Raw genomic sequence first — 22453 nt, 5'->3', positions numbered from 1 at the left:
TCAGTTTGATCTTCATTTACATAATTACTACCTCGTTTAACTTCTTCAACATTTTGAATACTATCTCTTAGAGCTTTCATAGCACTATTTAAATCAGTAGCTTTGGTTAATTCTTCTTGAACTTTAGTGCGTGTGTCCGCAGCATTGATTAATTTATTTAACTCACGTTTTTGGCCATCGTTGAGACTTGTTAAACCATTCACATCTTGAGTCGCCGAGTGTTTGGCATTAGCCAATTGTTGTACACCGTCAAGTGCATTTTGAGCTTGAGTTAAACTTTGTAATTTTTGTTCAACTTCTGATTTATCTAATGTAGGATTACTATTTTGATTAATGATTGCTTCGGCATTCTGTAATGCTTGATTGTATGCGTTTTGATGTTCAGATGAGCCGTTAATGTAATCACTACTTTGTTTAACAGTAGTTTTTTCCGTAACTTTATCTTTAAGCTTTTTCATGGCGTCGTTTAACGCTTTAGCATTATTGAGATGAGCTGTAACGTCATTTCTAGTTTGAGCACCATTTACTAATGCTTCTTCGCCAGTTTTTTGTGGATCATTTAAATATCCTAATTGAGCAATTGCTTGATTAGCAGCATTTTTATCATTTTGAAGTTTAGTGACACCATGTAAATTATTTTTAGCAGCATTAATTTGATTAATGGCTTGTTCAATTTTTGATTTGTCCATTGTAGGGTTTTGTGAACCACTAATGATTGCTTCACCATTTGCAATAGCACTGTTATAAGCATTTTGTTGTTGAGCATCTTCATTAATAAAGTCACTTGTTGAATGAACTTGATCTTTCGCATTCACAAGTCCTCTTAATGTTTGCATTGTTTGGTCTAAAGCTTGAGCATTATTTAAAATAGTTGCGACTTGATCTCGAGTTGTTGCACTACCAATGGAATTATTTTCATTTGTTTTTTGAGCGTTTGTTAAACCACTTAGTCCATTAACTGTTGCTTTGGCATCTTGTTTAGCTTTAGCAAGTTTTGCTTCCCCATCTAAATTGTTAATAGCTGTATTAATATTATTAATCGCACCTTGAATTACAGATTTATCTAATTCTGGAGTTTGCGTTCTGTTTTTAAGTGATTCAGCGTGTGAAATCGCATTTGTATAAGCATTTCGTTGAGCGGGATCTTCATTAATGTATTTACTACTACCTTTAATTTCATTTTGGCCATTAATTAAGTTATTTAATTGCTCCATCACTTTATTAAGTTCTTTAGCTTTGTCTAATTGTGTTGCAACTGCTGGTCTCGTTTGTGCTTCATTAACTAATGATTTTTCTTTATTTTTTTGAGCTTGTGTAAGTTGATTTAAGCCATCAATTTCACGAGTAGCGTTCTCTTTCGCTTTGCGAAGTTGTGCTTCTCCGTCTAAAGCATTTTTAGTTGTTAATACTGCTTGCGCTTTTTGATTAATTGTATTCGCATTTAAAGTTGCCGTTTGTTCATTAATAATTGCGTTTGCAGCATTTACTGCATCTGTATAAGCGTTTTGTTTCTCAGGTTCTGCATTAATGTAACTGCTTTGATTTTTTACATTTTCGTTGTCAGCAATGTTTTGTCTCAATGTGTGCATAGCATCATTAATGGCATTCGCTTTTGTCTGTTCTTCAGTCACTTGAGTTCGCGTACTAGAAGCATTAATTTTATTTTTCAGAGCATCTTTTTGAGGTGTGTTGAGATCAGCTAAAGTCTTAATTGCGTTTGTTGCGTTCGTTTTAGCAGTTTGTAATTTTTGTTCACCGTGAAGTGCAGATTTTTTATTATTAATATCTCTAATTGCTTCATCAACATTATTCTTATCGAGTACTGGATCATTCGTTTTATTAATGATTGTTTGCCCCGTTGAAATTGCATTGTTATACGCATTTTTTTCTGATTCATCCTCATTAATGTAGTTACTTGATCCTTGAACTTCTGATTGTTTATTCACTAGTTCTTTTAATGTACCCATTGAACCATTTAAAGCTTTAGCATCATTAAGTTGGTTCTGAACTTCTGTTCTTGTTTGTTTGCTATTAATTAATGTTTTTTCGGCTGATTTTTGAGCAGTAGTTAAGTTAGATAAGTTATCTATTTCCCTATTTGCATTACGTTGAGCTTCTTCTAATTTTTGTTGACCGTGTAAATTATTTTGAGCAGTAGTCACTGCTTGCGCTTCTTGCTTAATAGCATCCGAACTCATTTCAGGATTAGATTGAGCATTGATTATATTTTGAGCATTTGTTACTGCTTGATTATATGCTTCTTTAGGACCATTGTCTTCATTAATATAATTGCTACCTGTTTTTACTTGGTTAACATTTTGAACACTATCGCGTAATTCTTTCATCGCGTTGTTTAATTTAGTGTAATTTCCTAATTGACTAGCAATGTCTGTTCTTGTTGTAGCGTTGCCAACATTTTGTTTAGCTTTCGCACGTTGTGCATCATTGAGATAAGTTAATCCGTCGATTGTAGTGTTAGCTTCTCGTTTTGCTTCTGCTAATTTTTCATTACCGTTCAATTCTTGTTTAGTAGTATTAACTTTCTGAGCAAGTTTATTAATTTCAGTTGGATTAAGTTGTGCAGTATCATTATTTGCTTGATTAATAACTTGTTTGGCATTATTTACTGCGCTATTATAGGCATCTTGTTTGTCTTTATCAGCATTAATATAATTGCCATTTCGAAGCTCTTGTTCATTATCAGCAATGCTATGTTTTAATCCAGTCATTGCAGTGTTTACAGTGTTAGCTTTATCTTTAGCTTGGTTTACAGCTGCAATATTATTAGAATTATTAATCTCAGTAGTAAGCGCATGACGTTGTGCCTCGTTTAAATCATGCAAGTCGTTTAGGTGACGTACTGCTTCTTGTTTCGTGGCTGCTAATCTTTGGTTGCCATCTAAAGCATCTTTAGTTTGTTTAACGTCGTTCGCTTTTTGGTTAATCGTATCGTTACTCATAGTTGGACTTTGAGTTTGGTTGATAATTCCTTTAGCTGCATTTACAGCATTATCATACGCTTGACGTTTGTTATCTGAAGCATCTATATAGTTTTCTTTTAATTTTTCTTGTTCGTAATCGGCAATACTTTCTTTTAACTTTTTCATAGCTTGATTAAGCGTATCAGCGTTACTTTGGATGTTTACTAACTCTCGGTGATTCGTTGCATTATTAATTTGATTTTTATAGTTCTCTTTTTGAGGCGTATTAAGACTATCCTCACTATTAATATGATTAATAAATGGTTGTCTATCCAAAACTAACTGAGTTCTTGCCTCATCTAAAGCCGCTTTAACTTTATTTGCTTCATTAGTAGTAGATCTAACAACTGCTACTGTAGGGTTATTATTTAAAATACCTTTCACTTTATTTAGTTCTTCTCGAGCAGCATTCAATTTTTCATTATAGTTGTGTAATGATTCCTGCGTCATGCCTTCTGTGTCTGTAGGATGATTAATACTATTTTCAAGCGCTTGTTTAGCAGCTTCAAGATCACTTTTATCTGGAACTAGTGAAGCACGTGCGTCTTTTAAGTTTTTAATTACGTCGTTAGCTTCAGCTACAGCTTGTTTGACTTGATCTACAGTAATCGAATCTTTATTTTTAAGTAACTTATTGATTTTAGTTTTTTCGATTATAGCAGCTGCTAATGCGTCATTAAAATCATTTACAGAATCTGCTGTCATTCCATCTGTATTAGAACCTTGATCGATAACACTTTGGATATTTCTTTGAGCATTTTCTAAAGGTTGAGTATCTACTTGTAAATTGTTTTTAGCTTGTATTAATTCATTCTTCATTCGTTCTGCTGAAGCTACATTAGTTCTAATTGCATTGACATCAGGATGATTATCAAGCACATGATTAATTCTAGTAATTTCATTTCTAGCTTCTTGGAGCTTTTGTCTATATGCTTGAGCAGACTGTGGTGTCATACCTTCAGTGCTTGACGCATGGATAATATTATACTGAATATTATTTCTTGCGATTTCTAACGGAGCTTTATTGACAGTTAATCCATTTATGGCGTTCTCTAAATTTTTAAATTTTTGATTTACTTTTTCAGTTTCTGAAGAAATTTCTTGATCAGTAGCATCGCCGTTATTGATTAACATTTGAGCTGTATTAGATTCGCTTTGCGCTTCTTGTTTAGCATGATTATATGCATTGACTGATTGTTGCGTCATTCCATCAGTTTGAACTGCTTGATTTATTTTATTTTCAAGTTGAGTTCTTGCTACTTTAAGTGTCTCATTATTAGCTAAAGGTTGAAGTTGATTGATAGCTTGACTTAATTCACGTTCAACTCGGTTAACTTCTTGTAATGCATTGTCCACTTCATTCACTGTGCGAATAGGCTTTTGAATCACAGCATTTGCATTATTTTTAGCATTATCCAATTGTGATTGTATTGATTGAATAGCATTATTATAAGCTCTTATGCTACTCGGTTTCTTATTGTTAGTGTCGCCTCTTCTGTCTAAACGATTGACTGCTGTTTGTAAAGCTGTCGTGTCAGCAGTTAGTTGACGTTTTGCATCATTTAAAGCCGTTAAAGCTTGTTCGACTTTAGATTTTTCAGTTGAGATTTGTTGAGCAGTTGCATCGCCGTTATTGATTACAGTTTCTGCATGAAATACTGCATTTTGAGCTTCTTGACGTTTAGAATTGTAATTACTTATAGAATATTGAGTCATACCAGTAGTTGAAGGTTGATCGTTAATAGCTTGTTGCAATTGTTCTTTTGCTCTTACTAGCTCGCTATTATTTTCTTTGTTTTGAAGCATGTGAACGGCTTCGTTTACTCTAGATTGAATATTATTCACTTTTTCAAGAGTTTGAGTAACTTCGTTTACGCTTGGATTGTTATTTCTGAGCACTTGCTCAGCTTCATTTTTAGCCTCATTATATTGAGTTTCAATCGCTTTACGCGCTGCTTCATATTTTTTAATACTTGAAGGTGTTTTACCGTTAGTGCTCACTTGTTCTGTTAACTTATTGTAAGCATTTTGTAATTGTGACTTATCAGCACGCAAATCTCTTTTAGCATTATTTAAAGCTTGCAATGCTTGTTCAACTTTATTTTTTTCATCAGAAATTTGTTTAGCAGTTGCATCTCCGTCTGCAATGATTTGATCAGCTTTTTGAATTTCGGCTTGAGCTTCTCGTTTCTTAGTATTGTAATTATTTGCAGTGGTAGATGTCATGCCACGAGTAGGGTCAGATTCATTCACAGCATTTTGTAATTGATTTTTAGCATGAACCAAAGCAGAGTTATTTTCTTTTGGTTGTAATAAAGCTATAGCTTGATTAACTTTTGGTTGTACTGCATTAACTTTATTTAACGCATTTCTCACTTGTTCTACAGAAGGATTAGTATTTTGTAGAACGCTATTAGCCTCGTTTTTAGCAGTATCTAATTCGTTTCTAAATCCTGCTAATGATTGATTATAACGAGTTACAGATGCTGGTTTCTTATCTGTTAAGATTACATTTTGCGTTAATCGATGATATGCCGTTTCTAATTGAGATTTATCCGCTCTTAAACCATTTTTAGCTTCAACATATTCTCTTCGAGCTTGCTCTACTTTATTTTTAGCCTCAGTAATTTGTTGAGAAGTTGCATCTCCATTGTTGATTACAGAATTAGCATTTTGAATTGCTTGTTCAGCAGATTGTCGTTTTGAATTATAGTTTTGAGCACTTTGTTGAGTCATACCTTCTGTTGAAGCAGCTGGTTGAAGTGTGTGCTGTAACTCATCTCTCACTCTAACCAATTGTGAATTATCAGCTCTAGTTTGTAATAAGTTTTTAGCTTCATTAATTTTAGCTTGAGCTGCTTTAACTTGATTTAATGCATCAGTCACTTGTTGCGGCGTAGCAAATTCAGTGTTAATCACAGTATCCGCTTCAGCTTTCGCTTGATTTATTTGTGCTTTCGCTCTTTCCATTGCCTGTTCAAAGTTTCTTATACTTGCAGGCGTTTTATTGTCTTTGCTTATAGTATCGTCCAAATGGTTGCGAGCGTTAATTAATTCAGTTTTATTTACTTTTGTTTTAATAGTTTCAGTGATTTCCTGAGTGCTTCCATCATTATAGGTAATCACTACTGGAATATGTGTTGTACTACCACCAACTAGATTTGAAGGTAATGCTGTACCTGATTTAATACTTGCTATACGTTTATTTTCGACTTGAACAGCGTTATTAACATCTGCATTAGTTACACTTTGCCCTTGTTCTTTTATAATTTCTCTGATAGTCACAGAATGGGACGCTGGCGCAGAAACTATATTTGGATTTGTACTTTCCGTATTACCATTACCTGCTTTAGAAGTAATAGTAACTTGTGAGTCAGGTTTAATAGTATTAGCATCAAAGATAACTTTACCGTTACTTTGGTTAAATGTTACATAGCTTGGTTTGTTATTAATAGACCAGCTATCATTATTATTTTTAGTGATAGTAAACATTTTGTTTGCTTCATTATTACCTATTTTTTCTGTGTAGCTAACTTCTACCCTTTTTGTTGGGTTAAAAGTATTTGTAGCATTATCAGGTGTGACTTCAAAAGTTCCGTTCTGCCAAATCTTAGCAGTAGCTTTCTCTGGTTGTGGTGCTTTAACAATAAACGGTCCACTATCTGCAGGACTACTGATTATCTCCCCTGAACCTTCAGTCGCAATAGCTTGGATTGTATCGCCTTCAGAGATAGCAGTTCGATTTATTAAAATGGCGCTTCCGTCATCTTTTGCCGATATACCTCTAATATCTGGTTCACCTGTTAAAAGTTCCCATCGTCCGTCTTGATTTTTAATGAAAGTAGTTAATTTTCTGCCATTTCTATTAATTACGATTATATCAGCATTTGATTGAGCATAATAGCCACTACCCTTAATCGGGATTTGTCTGACCGCTCCTGGCGTGATTGTAATTTCACCTGCATTTGATTCAGTAATAATAGGTGGATTTGGAGTGCCATTTTTTACAATGAATTTACCTGGTTGCGATGTTTGGAAATCACGATTACCTGAATCAAGCACATCATATCTTCCTGTTTTAACGAATGGAGTGCTTGTATATGCTAGTGATTGCCATTGGTTTGAGCTAGTACCAGTTTCTGGATTCCAATAAAATTTAAATCCATCCATTGGCAAACCTTCGCCATTTTCTAAATGTTTGTACATTGCAGCACTTGTACCTTTAGGGAAAGTATCACCAACTTCTATTATGTTAACTGGTTGAGCGAAATCAAAGTTATAAACCCATACTTTGACTGGAAGTTCTACTGGAGTTGTAATTCCAGGATAATTAATAAGCGCAGTTAAATTTTGAACCCCAGCTACGTTTTTATCTGGTTGTCGATTATCTTTCCGGGTAGCCGTTCCGTTATATCGTTTGCCATCTTCGAATTCAATGTAATTATAGACATCTGTACCACGTTCTAAATTTTGACCTATTTTATCTCTTACTGGAGCTTTAGCTGATACAGATGGATAAATCATGACTGGTATATCTACAGTTCTTGTTCCTTGGTTATTAGGCAATGTGACATTGATTGTTTTATTCGATTGTCCAATATTACCTTTCCATGTATCAGGACTTTGAGCCCATGCAAAACGAGAGTTAGCAGGTGCATTACTAATAAAATTATTAAAATTATTAAAGTTAAAATCTATACCTTTAACTAATTTTATACCACCATTTTTGGCTTCCATTGCAACAGTTACATTAACTTGATCGCTATTCTCTGAAGTTACAGTAACGTTTTCGGTTGTATCTGAAACATCATTATTTGTTCTTTTTGCATAAGTTAGATTATTAGTTGTAATAGAAGACTTAGCGTAAATATTACCTGTTGGTAGATTTCCTTGAACTGTTATAGTTGCCGTACCATTTGCTATTACAGACGTAGTATTAGGTATAACGCTTCCGTTTGCTTGATAAAGTTTTACATCTACATTATTTTGCACGTTTCTTACGATGACCTGTTGATTAGATAATCCACCTTTAGCAATGACACTATTAGCATCTATTTGTGGCTTACTAGGTTGGACTTTAAACAGAATCTTCACATCTTCTCTTTCACCATTTGGATAAATAGCTGTTGCAGTTCTTACAAAAGCTCCTGGTGTATTTGAAGTTGGAGCACTAGAGCCTTGAGCCCAATCGAAATTCATACCACTTGGCCATGAGTTATTAATAGATTTTATATATGAACCTGCGTTACCTGGATTGTCATTAGAATTAACAAATTGACCATTGATAGTGGTTTCGAAGATTTTCTTTGGCTCAGATTTTACTATTTTATAACTTGTCTGTTTCACTATTGGCGTAGTTTCACCATCAAACCAAATCTCAGCATTTAACGGAATGTCAACACCGATTTGGTTATTATTAATGTTTGGAGCATTGTTTCCAACCCAGTTTACTCTTGCGTTAAATGTGTTTCCATTTTGTAATCTAAAGAAATCTCTAGGTTCTGCCCCTTTACCTTGTGGGAAATTTTGACCCTTAACCGTATATCTTGGTTCTGATACGACCTCAGGTAAGACGTGCTTAACAGGTACAGATATTTGATTTGTTGTACCGTCTTTGTATGTCACTGTCACAGTAACAGTAGCATCATCTCTCGGTCTAATTACATTACTAACTTCTTTTGATTGAACTTCATTAGCTGGTTCAGTGATATAGCTTCTTCTTGGCGCGATATTAGTCACAGATACAGAATCTATTACAGATTGTCTCTCTGCTGGTGACAGAGTTGCGCCGTTTTGAATATTATTTAATCTAACTGGATGTTGGTTTGTTGAACTTGTAGTTAAACGATATTTATCTTTTAAAGGCTTTAATAGAACATTAAATTGTTCAGTAGTTTGGTTATTACTTTTATCTATAGCAGTAACTTTTACTGATTTATTTGTAACTGAAGTTACATTAGGTGCTGTGCCACTCACTTGAGTATTATTGTTAGAGATAGATACTCTTATTCCGCTGTCGTTTGGAATAGATACCGACTGAACGCCGTAATTGTCAGAGACGCTCATTGTATTTTTAAATGTTTCGCCTGAATATACTTCATTATGAGAATAATCCCCAAACGTGATTGTAGGTTTAACATTATCACTAGGTACAAAATATACATCGTAGACATTAGTAGTGGTATCCATTGTACTGCCAGTGCGTTCGATATATTGTTTGGCGCCATATGGTGTTAAAAATAGATGCGTTTTATATACAACACCCATAATACCTTCTGATACATAATTCGATTTTATTACTTTTTCTAATTGAAAAGCAGCTGCCCCGTTTGCTGCAGGAACTTCTCCATTTACAACTTGAGAATTACTTTGGTTATAAACAATATTAGAATGGTTGACAACGGCATTACCGAATCCTGTTCCTGTTTGGACTAAATCTAAAACTTGAATAAGCTGTCCATCTTTGGTGAAACTACGTTGTCTATCATCACTATTAATTTGTGATGAATAACCATTCGGTTTGTAACTTGGTGTGCCACCTTCTTCTGCTAAAATCTTTTCATTACCAGTAATGTTATTTCTCAATCCTGGAACTGTAGTCGTTGCAGTAAATAAATTTAATACTTGGTTTGTATTGATAGCAATTCCTTTTGTTGCATCGTAACGATAAATAATTGATTTATGATCAGGTGACCAAGAAAGCCACCATCAGTGTTTCGGTTTGGTAGTTTATCACTAGACCAAGATATTGAATAATCTTCTCTGATATTAGGCCATCTTAAGAAATTCATGTCGTTAGCTGAAGAAGTAAATGTCTTAGTATATTGGTCTTTATGAACAGATACAGTTACAGTGCTCACACCAGTCCCGTTTGTAGGATTCGAAACATCAATATCTGATGTTTGAAATGTAATTTCGGATTGGCATCTACAAAGGCTTGTTTAACTGCTTGTACTTCCTCATCACTAAGTTTAATAGGATTGACACGGAATACTCTATGATTTCCGGTTGGTGCTACGATGTCAATTGCTTTTATACGAATATATAAATTTTCTATACTTTTGTTATAAGCATTGAATGCCATTACTCTATATTGATGAGGCTCATCACCGAATTGAGATACTTGTTCTGGTGTCGGTAATGGATCAGTAGACATCATTACAGTAAATGGAACATTAGGTATATCTTGACCATTACTTAATGAGAAATAGTTTCTCATGTCTCTGCCAATATTAAATCTACTTCCTTTAGCAACGTAAATCGTTGCTATTTTTTTATCTGTAATTCCACTTTCGGAAAACTGATTTTTGCGAATAGGTTCGTAAGTAAATACATTGCCTTCATTCATCGTTGCTTGAGAATCATCTTTATAATTTACTAATACATTACCGTTATCTTGTGGTTGGAAAGTGTTAGTTACTGCTAAGACATTATTTCTACTTGCATTTTGTCTAGCTAAACGATCTTTAGCGATAGCTTTCTCATCATTACTGATAATAGTCGGATTAACTACAACAACTCTATTACCATTAGTTAAAGGTAATGGAGGAAAATCAACCGCTAAACTACTTACATTGATATTAATCGTTTTAATTTGATCGCCCTTTGTAACATTATTATCCATATCTGAAGCAGACAATCTTAATCTAATAGTACTATTCAATGCTTGAGCGTGACTTATCGTTCCGCTTACTGTTAAAGTGCCACTTTGACCATTCTGAGCTTTGACAAAGGAATGTGTCCATCCAGAAGGAAGACCTTCTATTGTCACTTGATTTACACCAGAACCATCTTGATTATCACTAACAGGAATAGTGAAATGCACTTGATTATCTCTATAATATTTATCTTTCAAACCTACAGGTTCTCCAAATGAAGGTGGTGTTTCATCAGTTATTAAGGTAATGGCATTACTAAAGTTCGATTGAACATTGTCATCAAAGTAAGTTATTGCTTTAATTTCTCCAGAGCGTGGAAGTCCTTGCAAATAATCTTTAGATGTAATTGTAACTGTTCCATGACTTGTCGCGTCTGCTCTAGCAATTACAGTGTACCCTTCAGGTTTAGTATATGGGTCAGAATAAGCATCAGTTCGACCATTAACGCCACCTACTACTAATAAAACTTTCGCGTTCGTTTGAGGTGGAACGTTTGTTACTACAATATCAGGTTTTTGTCCTGCCTTACCTTTAAGTTGTAAGGCAGTTGTGACTATAGTTGGAGGATATGGTTTAGCTCTTACTTCAAATTGTTCTTCTTTATCTCCTAACTTTACAGTTATGAAGTAATCTCCAGGCTCTAATGTTCCTACTAAAGAGAAGTTTTTCTCTTTTGCATTATTATTTCTACCAGTAGATTTCTCCAATCTTAATGTACGTGGATAACCATATATTAACCAATCATTATCTTTTATCGGTTCATTACTTGTAAGTTTGATACGTATTTCTTGTTGTTCTATAGAGTTATTATGCATATCACCTGCCATTACTTGATAAACAGGATGTCCTACTTTACGTGATTCACTATACGTATCAATACTCATACCTTCGTTGTTATGCCAATAACTAATCTTTTGTTGTAATTGTGGTTTAACGTATAGTTTTACTGGAACTAAAGTTTCAGGATTACTAGAACTGTCTCGAGCATTAAAGCCAATCATCAATTTAATTGGGTTTCCTGTACGTGCGGCTTCTTCAAGTTTATCTTGTGCGAATAAGCTTTCAATTTCTACTGGGTTTAATTCATTGACTCCGAATACGCGATAACTATTATATTGGGCGTTTGGAGGCATAAATCCCATTATAGTGTCACTTATATTTTTTACGTAACTTAACGGATCATCGGCATAATCAGTTGTATGATCACCATCACTATCCAAGATAGCTCGGTTAGCATATTTACCTAATGTTGGATCATAAGTATATTCAGTTTTACCTAAATGCATTGTACGATTCTTAACTTCTACAAAAGACTTAATTCTTTCTTGATAAACATTCATTGGTTCAACATATAGTTGGTTATAGTTATAAAGTTGGTTGAACTCTAATGCTCGTCCACCTGCCGCATAATATAAACGTTCAGTTGGCAATCCAGACGTTTTAAAGGATATGCGATAACTTACGTCTCCTTTACCTATAAAACAATAAATAGAATCTAAACCTTGTCCTTGTTCAGGTCTATCGCCATTAAGAAAAGCATAGTTTTCATCACCATAATACTTAGCTGTGCTAGAGGCGCCGTTTCTATTGAAGTATGAATTTGGCGCGAATTCCTCACTACCCCGAGCGAAATCCCAGAATTTGTTTAATTGATAATATGGAGTATTGTAAAATTGATAACCGTGTGCTGCACCATGTCTAAAATAATTTGCTACACTAGGATTTATGCCACCTGCAGTTTCCCAAAATTTTGGTAAAGGCTTACCTGACCCAGAACCAGAGCCATCATATGAAGTGGCACGTCCGTCTTTATTTATAATTGTAAAGGTTACTGGACCCGTAGGTGTTTGATCACGAGGTATCGCAAACCAATAAATCATAGTTTCATGGTTAGAGTGTCCAAGGTTAAATAATACGTCCCATTGATAGCCACTTTTTAATCTTTTAGTAGTAATGTAAGCAATGTTTCTAACGTCTGAAGCATGTAACAAATTATATGGTGTTGTAGGTAAATAATATGGTGCACCTTTATTTGAAGCATGTAAAAATGTTCCAGGTGGATAGCCTGAACCATCATCATCAGAAGAAACATAATATTCAGTGTAGGCATTTTGGAATGAGACGCTACCTCTTGCAGCTCTGTCAGAGTTGACACCTCGAGTTGAACGTTTAAGAGTATTTCTATCTATAGAACGTTGTGGTAATGTACGTGCCAATTCTATTGCTTGTACTAACTCTTGATATACTAAAGTAAGCTCATCTGATGTAGTGTTATCTTCCTTACCTAATAATACATTTGCTTTATCAAATGCAGCTTTCACTTTATTAAATTCAGTTGCGTTTGCTTTGTCTCTATCAATCATTTTGTATTCGTGATACGAAGAGTCTAATAAAGCTTGGAGTCTGTTTTTATCAATTGGTGGTTGAACTTGACTATTTTTTGCTTTCTTTTTAACAGAATCTTTATTTTTATCATCTTTATTAGCGCGTTTTTCAGCTAATTGTTGCTTAATCATTTTATGTTTATCTTTTTTAGAAGAACCTTGATTTTCTTTTTCTTCATCTTCTTGCTTCTTAGCATGAATCACGTCTTTGTTAATTCTTAAATCTTCTTGAGAAAGTGAAGATTGGTTATTAATATTGTTTTCATCGCTATTTGTTGATGCTTGCTCTGATTCAAGACGTTGTATTGCGTTTTGATTTTCGTCATTATTTGTTAATGTCGTTTTATCAAGTGCGTTTGGTTGATTGTTTTCACTTGAACGACTTTGATTATTGTCAACTTGGCTATTTAATTGATGAGCTTTGTTAGATTGCTGAGCTTTAGAATTTGAGTTGTCTTCATCAATTTGCGAGTCTTCTTGTTGTTCGATTACCTTTTGACTTTGGCTCACTTCATTGGCATGTGCTTGTCCAGGATTGAAACCAACAAACACTAGTGTCGCAATGACTGTAGAAAATGTTCCGATTGCGTATTTACGAATACTAAATTTTTGTAGTTTGTCTCGATTATTCAAAGCTATTGTCCACTCCTCTTCTTGATGTTTTGTCTTTGGTGTTAAATGTGACAGTCGAATCTGAGCAAATAAGTATTTCGAAGTTGTTTAAATGAAATGATATCGTTCAAATTGTGCTCAATAAAAAAGAGCAATTGACGTCATTTCAAAATTAATTTGATATCGGTATGCCCTCTCATTTATCACAATAGCGTCTGGAACAATATTTTATTCGTTCTAAATAATAATATCATTTTAATATAGGATTGTGAAATTAATTCACATAACTTTTATAAAATAAAAGTGAATGTTGTTAGTGATTATCACTAAAATGTAAAAAAATAACCAAATGATACATCGGAAAAAATTTTCCAATGAATCATTTGGTTTATATTTTAAAAATTACTTGCTAAATATTTTCCAGAAACGTATAACTCATGTTCGTTACAAATCGACAAGATATCATTTAATTCATGTGCGTATGTCATCTCTTCGAATAACTTTTCTGTTTCAATGGGAACTTGTGTATGGATTTCTGCTAATGATTTAGATAGATGCAGATTATCAATGTTATCATTAATCTTTTTCTGTTGTGCAGGTGTTAACGTTGAAATATTTTCGATTACATTTTCAACTGTATGGTGATTCTGAATTAATTTGATCGCTGTTTTTTCTCCTATCCCTTTAACACCTGGATACCCATCTGCTGTATCTCCCATGAATGCTTTAACATCTATTAATTGTTTCGGTTCTAATCCGTATTCTTCTCTAAAACGATTTAACGTATATCGATTGTAAATCGTGAACCCCTTTTTAGTAAGCCAAACTTCTACATTGTCATTAATACATTGAAGTATGTCTCTATCTCCAGTGATGATATAAACATTATTGTGTTCTGAGTATTCTTTGGCAAGGCTACCAATCACATCGTCCGCTTCATAATTAGTGACACCCACATTAATGAATCCGAATTGTTGAGAGATTTCTTTGACATAATCGAATTGAGGAATGAGTTCGGCTGGTGGAGCTGGTCGATTCTGTTTATAACCTTCAAACATTTCATTTCGGAAGGTTTGTTGTCCCATATCCCAACATACTGCAACGTGTGTAGGGTTGATTTCTTTAATCGCGCTAAAAATATGTCTAACGAACCCTTGAACGCCGTTTGTCGGTATCCCTTTGGAGTTATACATAAATTGATTGTGTAAACTTGTCGCATAGAAATGTCTAAAGAGTAGCGCCATTCCATCTACGAGTAATACTCTTTGTTCCATTAAAGCGTCCTTCTTTCTTCTTTATAAGATTTTGTCTAGTTGTTTCGATTTTATTTCAAGTTGTTGAATCAGTGAATCATCAAGTTTGAATGATAACAGTTCATCAATTTGTTCTTGAATATGTTGTTCTAATTCTTTAAATTGATCTTCGGCTTGTCGAGACATTTGATGTACATAACTATCAAGTTGTTGTTTAAACGCGCTCATGCCATTTTGCAATAATTTCAATGTCGTATCTGAAATTTGTTCTTGAATGTCACGTTGTGAATTTGGATTTAATAATTTACGTTTGGTTAATTGTTTCGGAAGTGCGTCGACCATCTCGTTTAAATCTATTCTTAAAAATGGTGCTTCTTCTACATCAGGTTCTATATTGAAATCCGCCTTAACTAACACGTGAATGTTATTCAACTTCTTAATTATAGGAGCAACTTGTTCTTCTAATTGTGTATTAAAATATTTTTTAATTCTTTCAGTAATTAATGATTGTTCTAAATATAGACGTTGATGAATTTGGTCTAAGTACGTTTTAGATGAAATTTTCTTTTCTTCATTAAAGTCACTATTTTGAGTCATTTGACTGTTGTAAACCGATTTAACTTCATCTAGAAGTTGTAATTTTAAGCGACCATTTAAATGGTAAATTTGTTCTTCCACTTCATTAGACGTATGCTGTGACGTAGTATTAATTAATTGTTGATTGAGTCTATCTTCATCTTTAATTTGTGATAATTTATTTTGTCTCGCTGCAATTTGATCTTTGTTGTTATGGAATTCTTCTATCATTTCTTTGTATGAATCATTCATTTGCTGAATTTGATGAACCATTTGTTGTTCTAAAATGGTTTTAGATTCTACATCAGCGAAACGTTGGATACTATTTCGTAAATCGTCTATGCCTTGATCGCCTTCTTTAAGCCCCTTACGACTTGAGACGTTAAATATTTCAGAATGTAGATTCACTTGTCCTAGTGCATCAGCAACATAATCATGTACTGCGTTAAGGTCGTCTTCATTTTCAGCTAAATCAACCGCATTGATAACCATCTTAAAGGCTTGATTCTCATTTAATTGATTCATATCTTTCATGTGTTCGATAAAGGCTTTGTCATTATCAGTGAATGAATGGTTGAAATAACTTACATATAGAATTAAATCTGATGATGTAAGAATTTGTTCAGTTTCATTAGTATGACGTTGGTTATTTGAATGTAAACCGAGCGAATCGACGACGATTTTACCTTTGAGCCATTCGAGTGGCAGATTAAGATGGACGGTCTTAACGAATGTCGCATATTCGTCTTCGGCACTCCATTTTTTAACATCATCTTGAGAAACGGTGTGAACTTCGCCTTCATTAAGCATATCTAGATACATATCGTAATGCTGCTCAACCGCATTAATAAATGCAAGTTGATTCTTCTCAAGTTGTGCTTTTAATTTCTTCAAATCACTATGAATGAAAGCTTCTAAAGAATCGAACGATGTATCATAATATTCTAGTACGTTGTTAATTTCTTCGAGTAATTGGTCGGCAGATTTTAAGGTAATTTGACTTTCATCGCCATATGATAGTTCTGTAGTAGCGGCAGTCGTTGGATTAGGTGAACTTACTAAGTATTGTCCTCCGAGTAATGCATTGATTAAGCTACTTTTACCTGCGCTAAATGTACCAAACACACCAATTTTAGTGATTTGGTGATTGAGTCGATGCATCGTATCTTTAATATCTTTTTTAGTTCGATCAAAGAGTGGAACGTCTTCTACAATTTCAAGTGCATTTTGAATATCAACTTGATTAGCTGTTTCTGCCTCACCTTGTTCTCTTTTTTCATGCTTTTGATGATAAGCTGTCGAGTTTTCTTCTTTAAGTTCGAAATTCGCTTCAGTTCTTCCGATTAATTTATCAAGAGAATCATCTAAATGAATGTAATAATGCTGATAGTTCTTAGTTGTAAGTGACTCTCTTAAGTTTTTGAATTCGATGAACTTTTCATATTCTTGTTTATCTTCATTGTCATCAGTAGTGAGCTCGCTAGCATGTGCATGGTTCACTGCTTCTTTAAATATTGGGTTGGATTCATTTTCAATGAATTTATTTAAAGCTTTTACCACTTCATCTGAGAATGTTAAGACGTAAGTGTTACTAATACTTGTTTGCGGTTGGTATAAATCAGAAATAAGCGTGGGTTGAATACGATAATCCTGATTTAAAATATGTTCATTGACGTCGCTACTATTAATGAATCGCGTTAAGAACGACATATCTTCGCGAAGAGGCTGGCGAATTTGTTGATCGACTTTATCTTGTAGTTCCTCAGTCGCTTTATTTAAACGCTGTTCTTGTTCTTCTTCTTTTTTCTTTTTCTTATTGAACAGTCCACCAACTTTAAAATCATCAGACTTACTTTCTAAGTAGGATCTCAATGATTCGCGCATGTCATGTGTCATAATATATTCATTTTCTAAAATATCTTTACGCTTTTGTTTCAAATAATTGAGCAATTTATCGTCATCATTTAAGAGTTGTGCTTCTTCGCTTACTTCTTGATTCTGTTGGAACTTAATGTAGGCTTGCTTGAAGCCCTCTTCTTCGATGTCCAATGTCTCGAGAATATCTTGGATTTCATTTTGAATATAAGCGAGTTGCGCATCAGTAATGAATTCGACTGTACGATGAACATAATCTTCTACAGATTCACGGTTATTGTCCATTTCGACGAGATAGTTGGATAATTCATCAATTTGATTCTCCGGATGATCAAATTTAGAGACGTAGTATGTATCAGTAAGATGAATATCCCAATCATTGATTGATTTCTCAACACGTGCTTTAAATGTGTCGAATGTAATTTCTTCCTCATTGTGTTTATCAATCTGATTGATGACGAAAACGACAGGAATACCTACTTCGTTAATGCGTTTCATAAATTTGAAATTTAATGCAGATTGCACGTGATTATAGTCAACTGTGTAAAATAAAATATTACTTGTGTACATAAATTGTTCTGTACTAGATTGGTGTGTTGCGACGTTGGAATCTACGCCTGGTGTATCTTGAAGCGTGAATCCATTGTTAAATTTGTCTGATGGGAAATTAATCTCAACTGATTCTACATCGACATTTTGACGATTCATTTGTTTCACTTCGTCATACGTTTTTAATTTTGTGTATTGTTGATGCGGTAGATTTGCGATGATGCCTGGCTCGTCAGCAACTGATACAATCGCCGTGTTACTTGTCGTTGGCACAGGTGAACTTGGTAATATATTTTGTTCAAGTAATAAATTGATTAATGTTGATTTACCCGCTGAAAAGTGCCCCACAAACGAAGCGGTAAATTGATTGAGATATACCTTTTTTATAACCTGATTAATTGTATTAACTAATGCATCATTATTTGATTTCTCTACTTCTTTTTTTAATTTATATAAAATGTCTAATTGTTCAGTATTATCCATGTGTTTGAATCCCCTTTAGTTCCATCGATAAAAGATAACGCTTGGTTTATTTAGCGAAAAAAATTAAAAAAATTAGGTTAGTCTCAATGACAAACCCTAATTTTCAAAAGTTATGATATTTTAAATTTTATCACATAGGCTGAATAAAACCTATGTTAAAATACTAGATTTATTATTCAAACCATGCGGGTTTATCGCCTTCTGTTCCAGGTTTATTCACACCGATGTTTTCTTTTGAGTGAAGTTCTGGATTTTTAGCGATTTGAACAGCTAATGATGCGATACTTTTTCTTGAAACTTCAGTACCTCTAAATGTTTCGTCTTTTGTTGTAATTTCAAATACATTTTCATTTTTATCAGTTAACCAACCTGGACGAATAATTGTGTAGTCTAAATCTGAGCTTTCAATAATATCAGAAGCTTTACGGTAAAGACTTAATTTTTCTCCAAATTGTTGTTTATTCCATTCATTAAATGATTCTGGTAATTCATCATAGATACCAGGAGCCGCAACGAAGATTAACCGTTTAACGTTTTTACTATCCATGGCTTGGACAATTGTTTCAGCTTGTTTATCTAAAGAGCCGGATAAACTTGCAAATACAACATCAACTTCATTTAAAGCTTTTTCGAGATCTTCTTTATTTTTGGCATCTCCTTCGTACACTGTCACTCTATTAGAAGCATAGTCAGGGATACGATGTGCATTTCTTAAGAATAAGTCTACATTAAAGCTAGAGTTTTCAAGAAAAATTTTAGTAGCTTCGATAGAAACTCTACCGTTAGCGCCGATAATTAATACAGTTTTCATATTGATATTCCCCTTTCTGGTCGTCTTATTTATTTTATATTATTATTTTTTAAAAAATTAAAACACTCTTATTCAACTGTACTACAGTAGCGATAAGAGTGCGAATGAATTGATTTTCAAGGTTATTACTATTACACGAAAAGAACAAAAAGTAAACCTTATGATTTAGATGCAGGTTTTTTACCCCAATATTGATAATACGTACATTCAATATATCCATTAAATAATTTGCGGCGTTTCGTCGCTTTACGATTTTTTTTTTATTTTAATTCCTTATTACTTGTCAAAATATAAGTAGATAAGTAAGGATGTTCTTTCATTAACGTTCCGATATAGCGATACATTTCTTCAACCTCTTCACGGTCGCCGATACGTTCACCATAAGGTGGGTTACCTACTAGGGCTACAGGTCCTTCAGAATCAATAGTTAACGTATTCACATCTTTAACTGAAAATTGAATAATGTCACTGAGTCCTACTTCTTCAGCGTTACGTTTCGCAATTTCAATCATTTCTGGATCGATATCAGAAGCATAGACTTCTATTTCTTTATCATAATCAGCCATTTGATCAGCTTCGTCACGTAGTTCATCGTAAATGTTTGGTGGCATCATATTCCACTCTTCAGATACAAAGTCTCTATTAAATCCTGGCGCAATGTTTTGAGCAATTAAACATGCTTCAATTGCGATGGTACCTGAACCGCAGAAAGGATCGATAAGTGGCGTATCTCCCTTCCAATTTGCTAAACGAATTAAACTCGCAGCTAATGTTTCTTTAATCGGAGCTTCACCTTGTGCCAAGCGGTAGCCACGTTTGTTGAGTCCAGATCCTGAAGTATCAATTGTTAATAACACATTGTCTTTGAGTATCGCTACTTCAACTGGATATTTGGCGCCGGTTTCATTAAGCCAACCTTTTTCTTGATACGCTTTCTTAAGGCGTTCAACAATTGCCTTCTTAGTAATGGCTTGGCAATCAGGTACACTGTGTAATGTTGATTTAACGCTACGTCCTTGCACTGGGAAATTACCTTCTTTGTCGATAATTGTTTCCCAAGGTAACGCCTTAGTTTGTTCGAATAAATCGTCAAATGTTTTCGCATCAAAACGGCCCATGACAATTTTGATACGGTCAGCCGTGCGTAACCACAAGTTGCACTTGACGATGGCTGTTTCGTCTCCTTCAAAGAAGATGCGTCCATTTTCGACTTGTGTATCATATCCAAGCTCTTGTATTTCTTTAGCTACAACTGCTTCAAGTCCCATTGGGCACACTGCTAATAATTGAAACATGTCTTTACTCCTTTATACGTGTTGTCTGTATTTTATCAAATTTATATATCAATTTTAATACTTTCAATTTATTGTAATCATCTTACTGTTATTTAGGAAAATGTCTGTGTTGAGTGATGTCGTTGAGGTGTTTAATGGTATTTTTAAAAATTAAAAAAGCTCTCCATCACAATGGGGAGAGCTAAACTAGTCGTAATATTTCTGTAAGCCATGTTCTGTACCGTTGTACTCATAACGTGTACTAGTTACACTGGTACGTCGGTGGTAACCATCTGTCTACATACTTTCACGTTCGTATGAAAGTCGTCTCGTTTATACGTTGAATTCCGCTAAACAAGTGCTCCTACCAAATTTGGATTGCTCACTCGAGGGGTTTACCGCGTTCCACCTTTTATATTTCTATAAAAGCTACGTCACTGTGGCACTTTCAAACTATTCTAACCATATCAAATGACTTAGGTTATTTCGTTGCCGTCAAATTAATGCCTTGATTTATTGTTTCATCAAGCACGAACACTACAGTCATCTCAGACTGTGTGAGCATGGACTTTCCTCTATATTGCTATAGCGATTACCCGAAATATCACTTTTGCGATTATAACACAATTTTAAGTCGATAAGTAAATAAATTTGATTATTTACCGAATACCGCTTTTTCTAAATTAGAAATACGTTTTAAAATATCTACATTGTTTGATGAGTTATTGGCACCGTTAGAAGAAAAGTTTTTATTTTCTTGTGGTCTTGTTGTAGCAACACGAAGTCTTAATTCTTCAAGTTCTTTTTTTAGTTTATGATTTTCTTCTGATAGTTTAACAACTTCATTATTCATGTCTGCCATTTTTTGATAATCTGTAATAATATCATCTAAAAAAGCGTCTACTTCTTCTCTTCTATAGCCACGAGCCATAGTTTTTTCGAAGTCTTTCTCATAAATATCTTTTGCTGATAATTTTAATGAAACATCTGACATCTTTTTCCACCTCATTCGAAACTTTGATCTTGAGACCACTGCAAGTCGTTGATGAAGTCAGTGAGTTCATCAAACGTCACAATATCACAAGTATAGTTTGTTTTTTCCATAAATTCAACTAACATCCTTTTGAAGAACTTTGGGCTGGCCTCTTGTTCTTCGTCATAAATTAGAATGGTATAGTCTGTGTGGTCTAGCATAAATTGATCAGCTTGTTTGAACTGATATGGACCTTGGTATTCTGAATGATGAATGCTTTCCGTAAAATCAGCTTGCTGTACTATGGATGTGTACTTGGCCTGATTCTGTTCATTCCATCTATTCGTATGGCCGAGAAAAGGAGTAATAATTCCTAACTTTAATTCTGGATAACTCTCTTTAAGTTCAATTACAACTTCAGCAGTCCATAATTCAATACCCATTTGTCCTTGAATCAGAACCCATTCTAGACCTTCATCTAATAATTGTTCTAATTTATGTGCTATGAATTTCTTTAAATATGAAACTTCTGGAGCATCATCTTTGAATACATTTAATTCAAAAGATTTGTATCCAGTAACATAAACAGTTTTAACCATATTCACCCTCATTAAACATGATGCGTTAAAATATTTTTTAAATCGTACTGTACACTTTTGATTTTCTCAGTGAAAAGTTTTCGACTTGTACGTTTAAAATGACATTCTACAGATAAAGATTGAATATTAGATATGAGTAAATTGAATTTTGTTGGTGTCATATACGGCATATTAATTATCTGTTTATCATAATTTTTTAAATCATCGAGTTTGCTATCGATTGATTTTGTGTAAGGTTGTACGACGTCGTAAAAATCGTAATCTATCTCTGATGCTTTAACTCTTTCAAAACGATGATTCATTTCAGTGATTTCTATGATGAGTTGTTCTATTAAATGTTGCATAAGGATGCCTCCTACAAAATTAATTTAACACAACATGAAAGCGTAAGTCATGTAAACGTATATTATTTCATTGAATGTTTT

General features: G+C 33.9%; 6 protein-coding genes, 1 other RNA gene and 2 pseudogenes. All 9 read right to left on the bottom strand.

The features are described 5' to 3' along the window. Positions 1 to 13656: pseudogene (ebh, locus tag HMPREF3264_RS06350) on the bottom strand (hyperosmolarity resistance protein Ebh); the annotation flags it as partial. Positions 13657 to 14030: 374 nt separating this feature from the next. After that, positions 14031 to 14909: a 5'-3' exonuclease gene (locus HMPREF3264_RS06340; RefSeq protein WP_070872513.1), complete on the bottom strand. Its 879-nt coding sequence runs from the start codon at positions 14907 to 14909 to the stop codon at positions 14031 to 14033. Between the two features lie 21 nt (positions 14910 to 14930). Further along, positions 14931 to 18371 carry a dynamin family protein gene (locus HMPREF3264_RS06335; protein ID WP_070872511.1) on the bottom strand — a complete coding sequence of 1147 codons (3441 nt, stop codon included), beginning with the start codon at positions 18369 to 18371 and terminating at the stop codon, positions 14931 to 14933. A gap of 172 nt (positions 18372 to 18543) precedes the next feature. Next, a complete protein-coding gene (locus HMPREF3264_RS06330; RefSeq protein ID WP_256323980.1) occupies positions 18544 to 19188 on the bottom strand; it encodes an SDR family oxidoreductase in 645 nt (214 codons plus the stop codon). 152 nt (positions 19189 to 19340) lie between these two features. Further along, a pseudogene (locus tag HMPREF3264_RS06325) lies at positions 19341 to 20477 on the bottom strand (class I SAM-dependent RNA methyltransferase). A 199-nt stretch (positions 20478 to 20676) separates the two neighbouring features. Next, positions 20677 to 21060, bottom strand: an RNA gene (gene rnpB, locus HMPREF3264_RS06320) — RNase P RNA component class B. A 51-nt stretch (positions 21061 to 21111) separates the two neighbouring features. Further along, positions 21112 to 21450, bottom strand: coding sequence for a cell division regulator GpsB (gene gpsB / locus HMPREF3264_RS06315; protein WP_037541446.1), 339 nt, complete (start codon positions 21448 to 21450; stop codon positions 21112 to 21114). 11 nt (positions 21451 to 21461) lie between these two features. Further along, complete coding sequence (locus HMPREF3264_RS06310; protein WP_070872509.1) at positions 21462 to 22028, bottom strand: SLOG family protein; 567 nt, start codon at positions 22026 to 22028, stop codon at positions 21462 to 21464. Between the two features lie 11 nt (positions 22029 to 22039). Next, positions 22040 to 22372 (bottom strand): DUF1798 family protein, encoded by a 333-nt coding sequence (locus tag HMPREF3264_RS06305; protein ID WP_002442925.1) that lies wholly within the window; start codon positions 22370 to 22372, stop codon positions 22040 to 22042. Positions 22373 to 22453 lie beyond the last annotated feature (81 nt).

The sequence above is a fragment of the Staphylococcus sp. HMSC62A08 genome, from assembly GCF_001839105.1.
GTDB lineage: Bacteria > Bacillota > Bacilli > Staphylococcales > Staphylococcaceae > Staphylococcus > Staphylococcus caprae.
The sequence above is the reverse complement of the archived record's forward strand: the minus strand, read 5'-3'. Positions and strand labels throughout refer to the sequence as shown.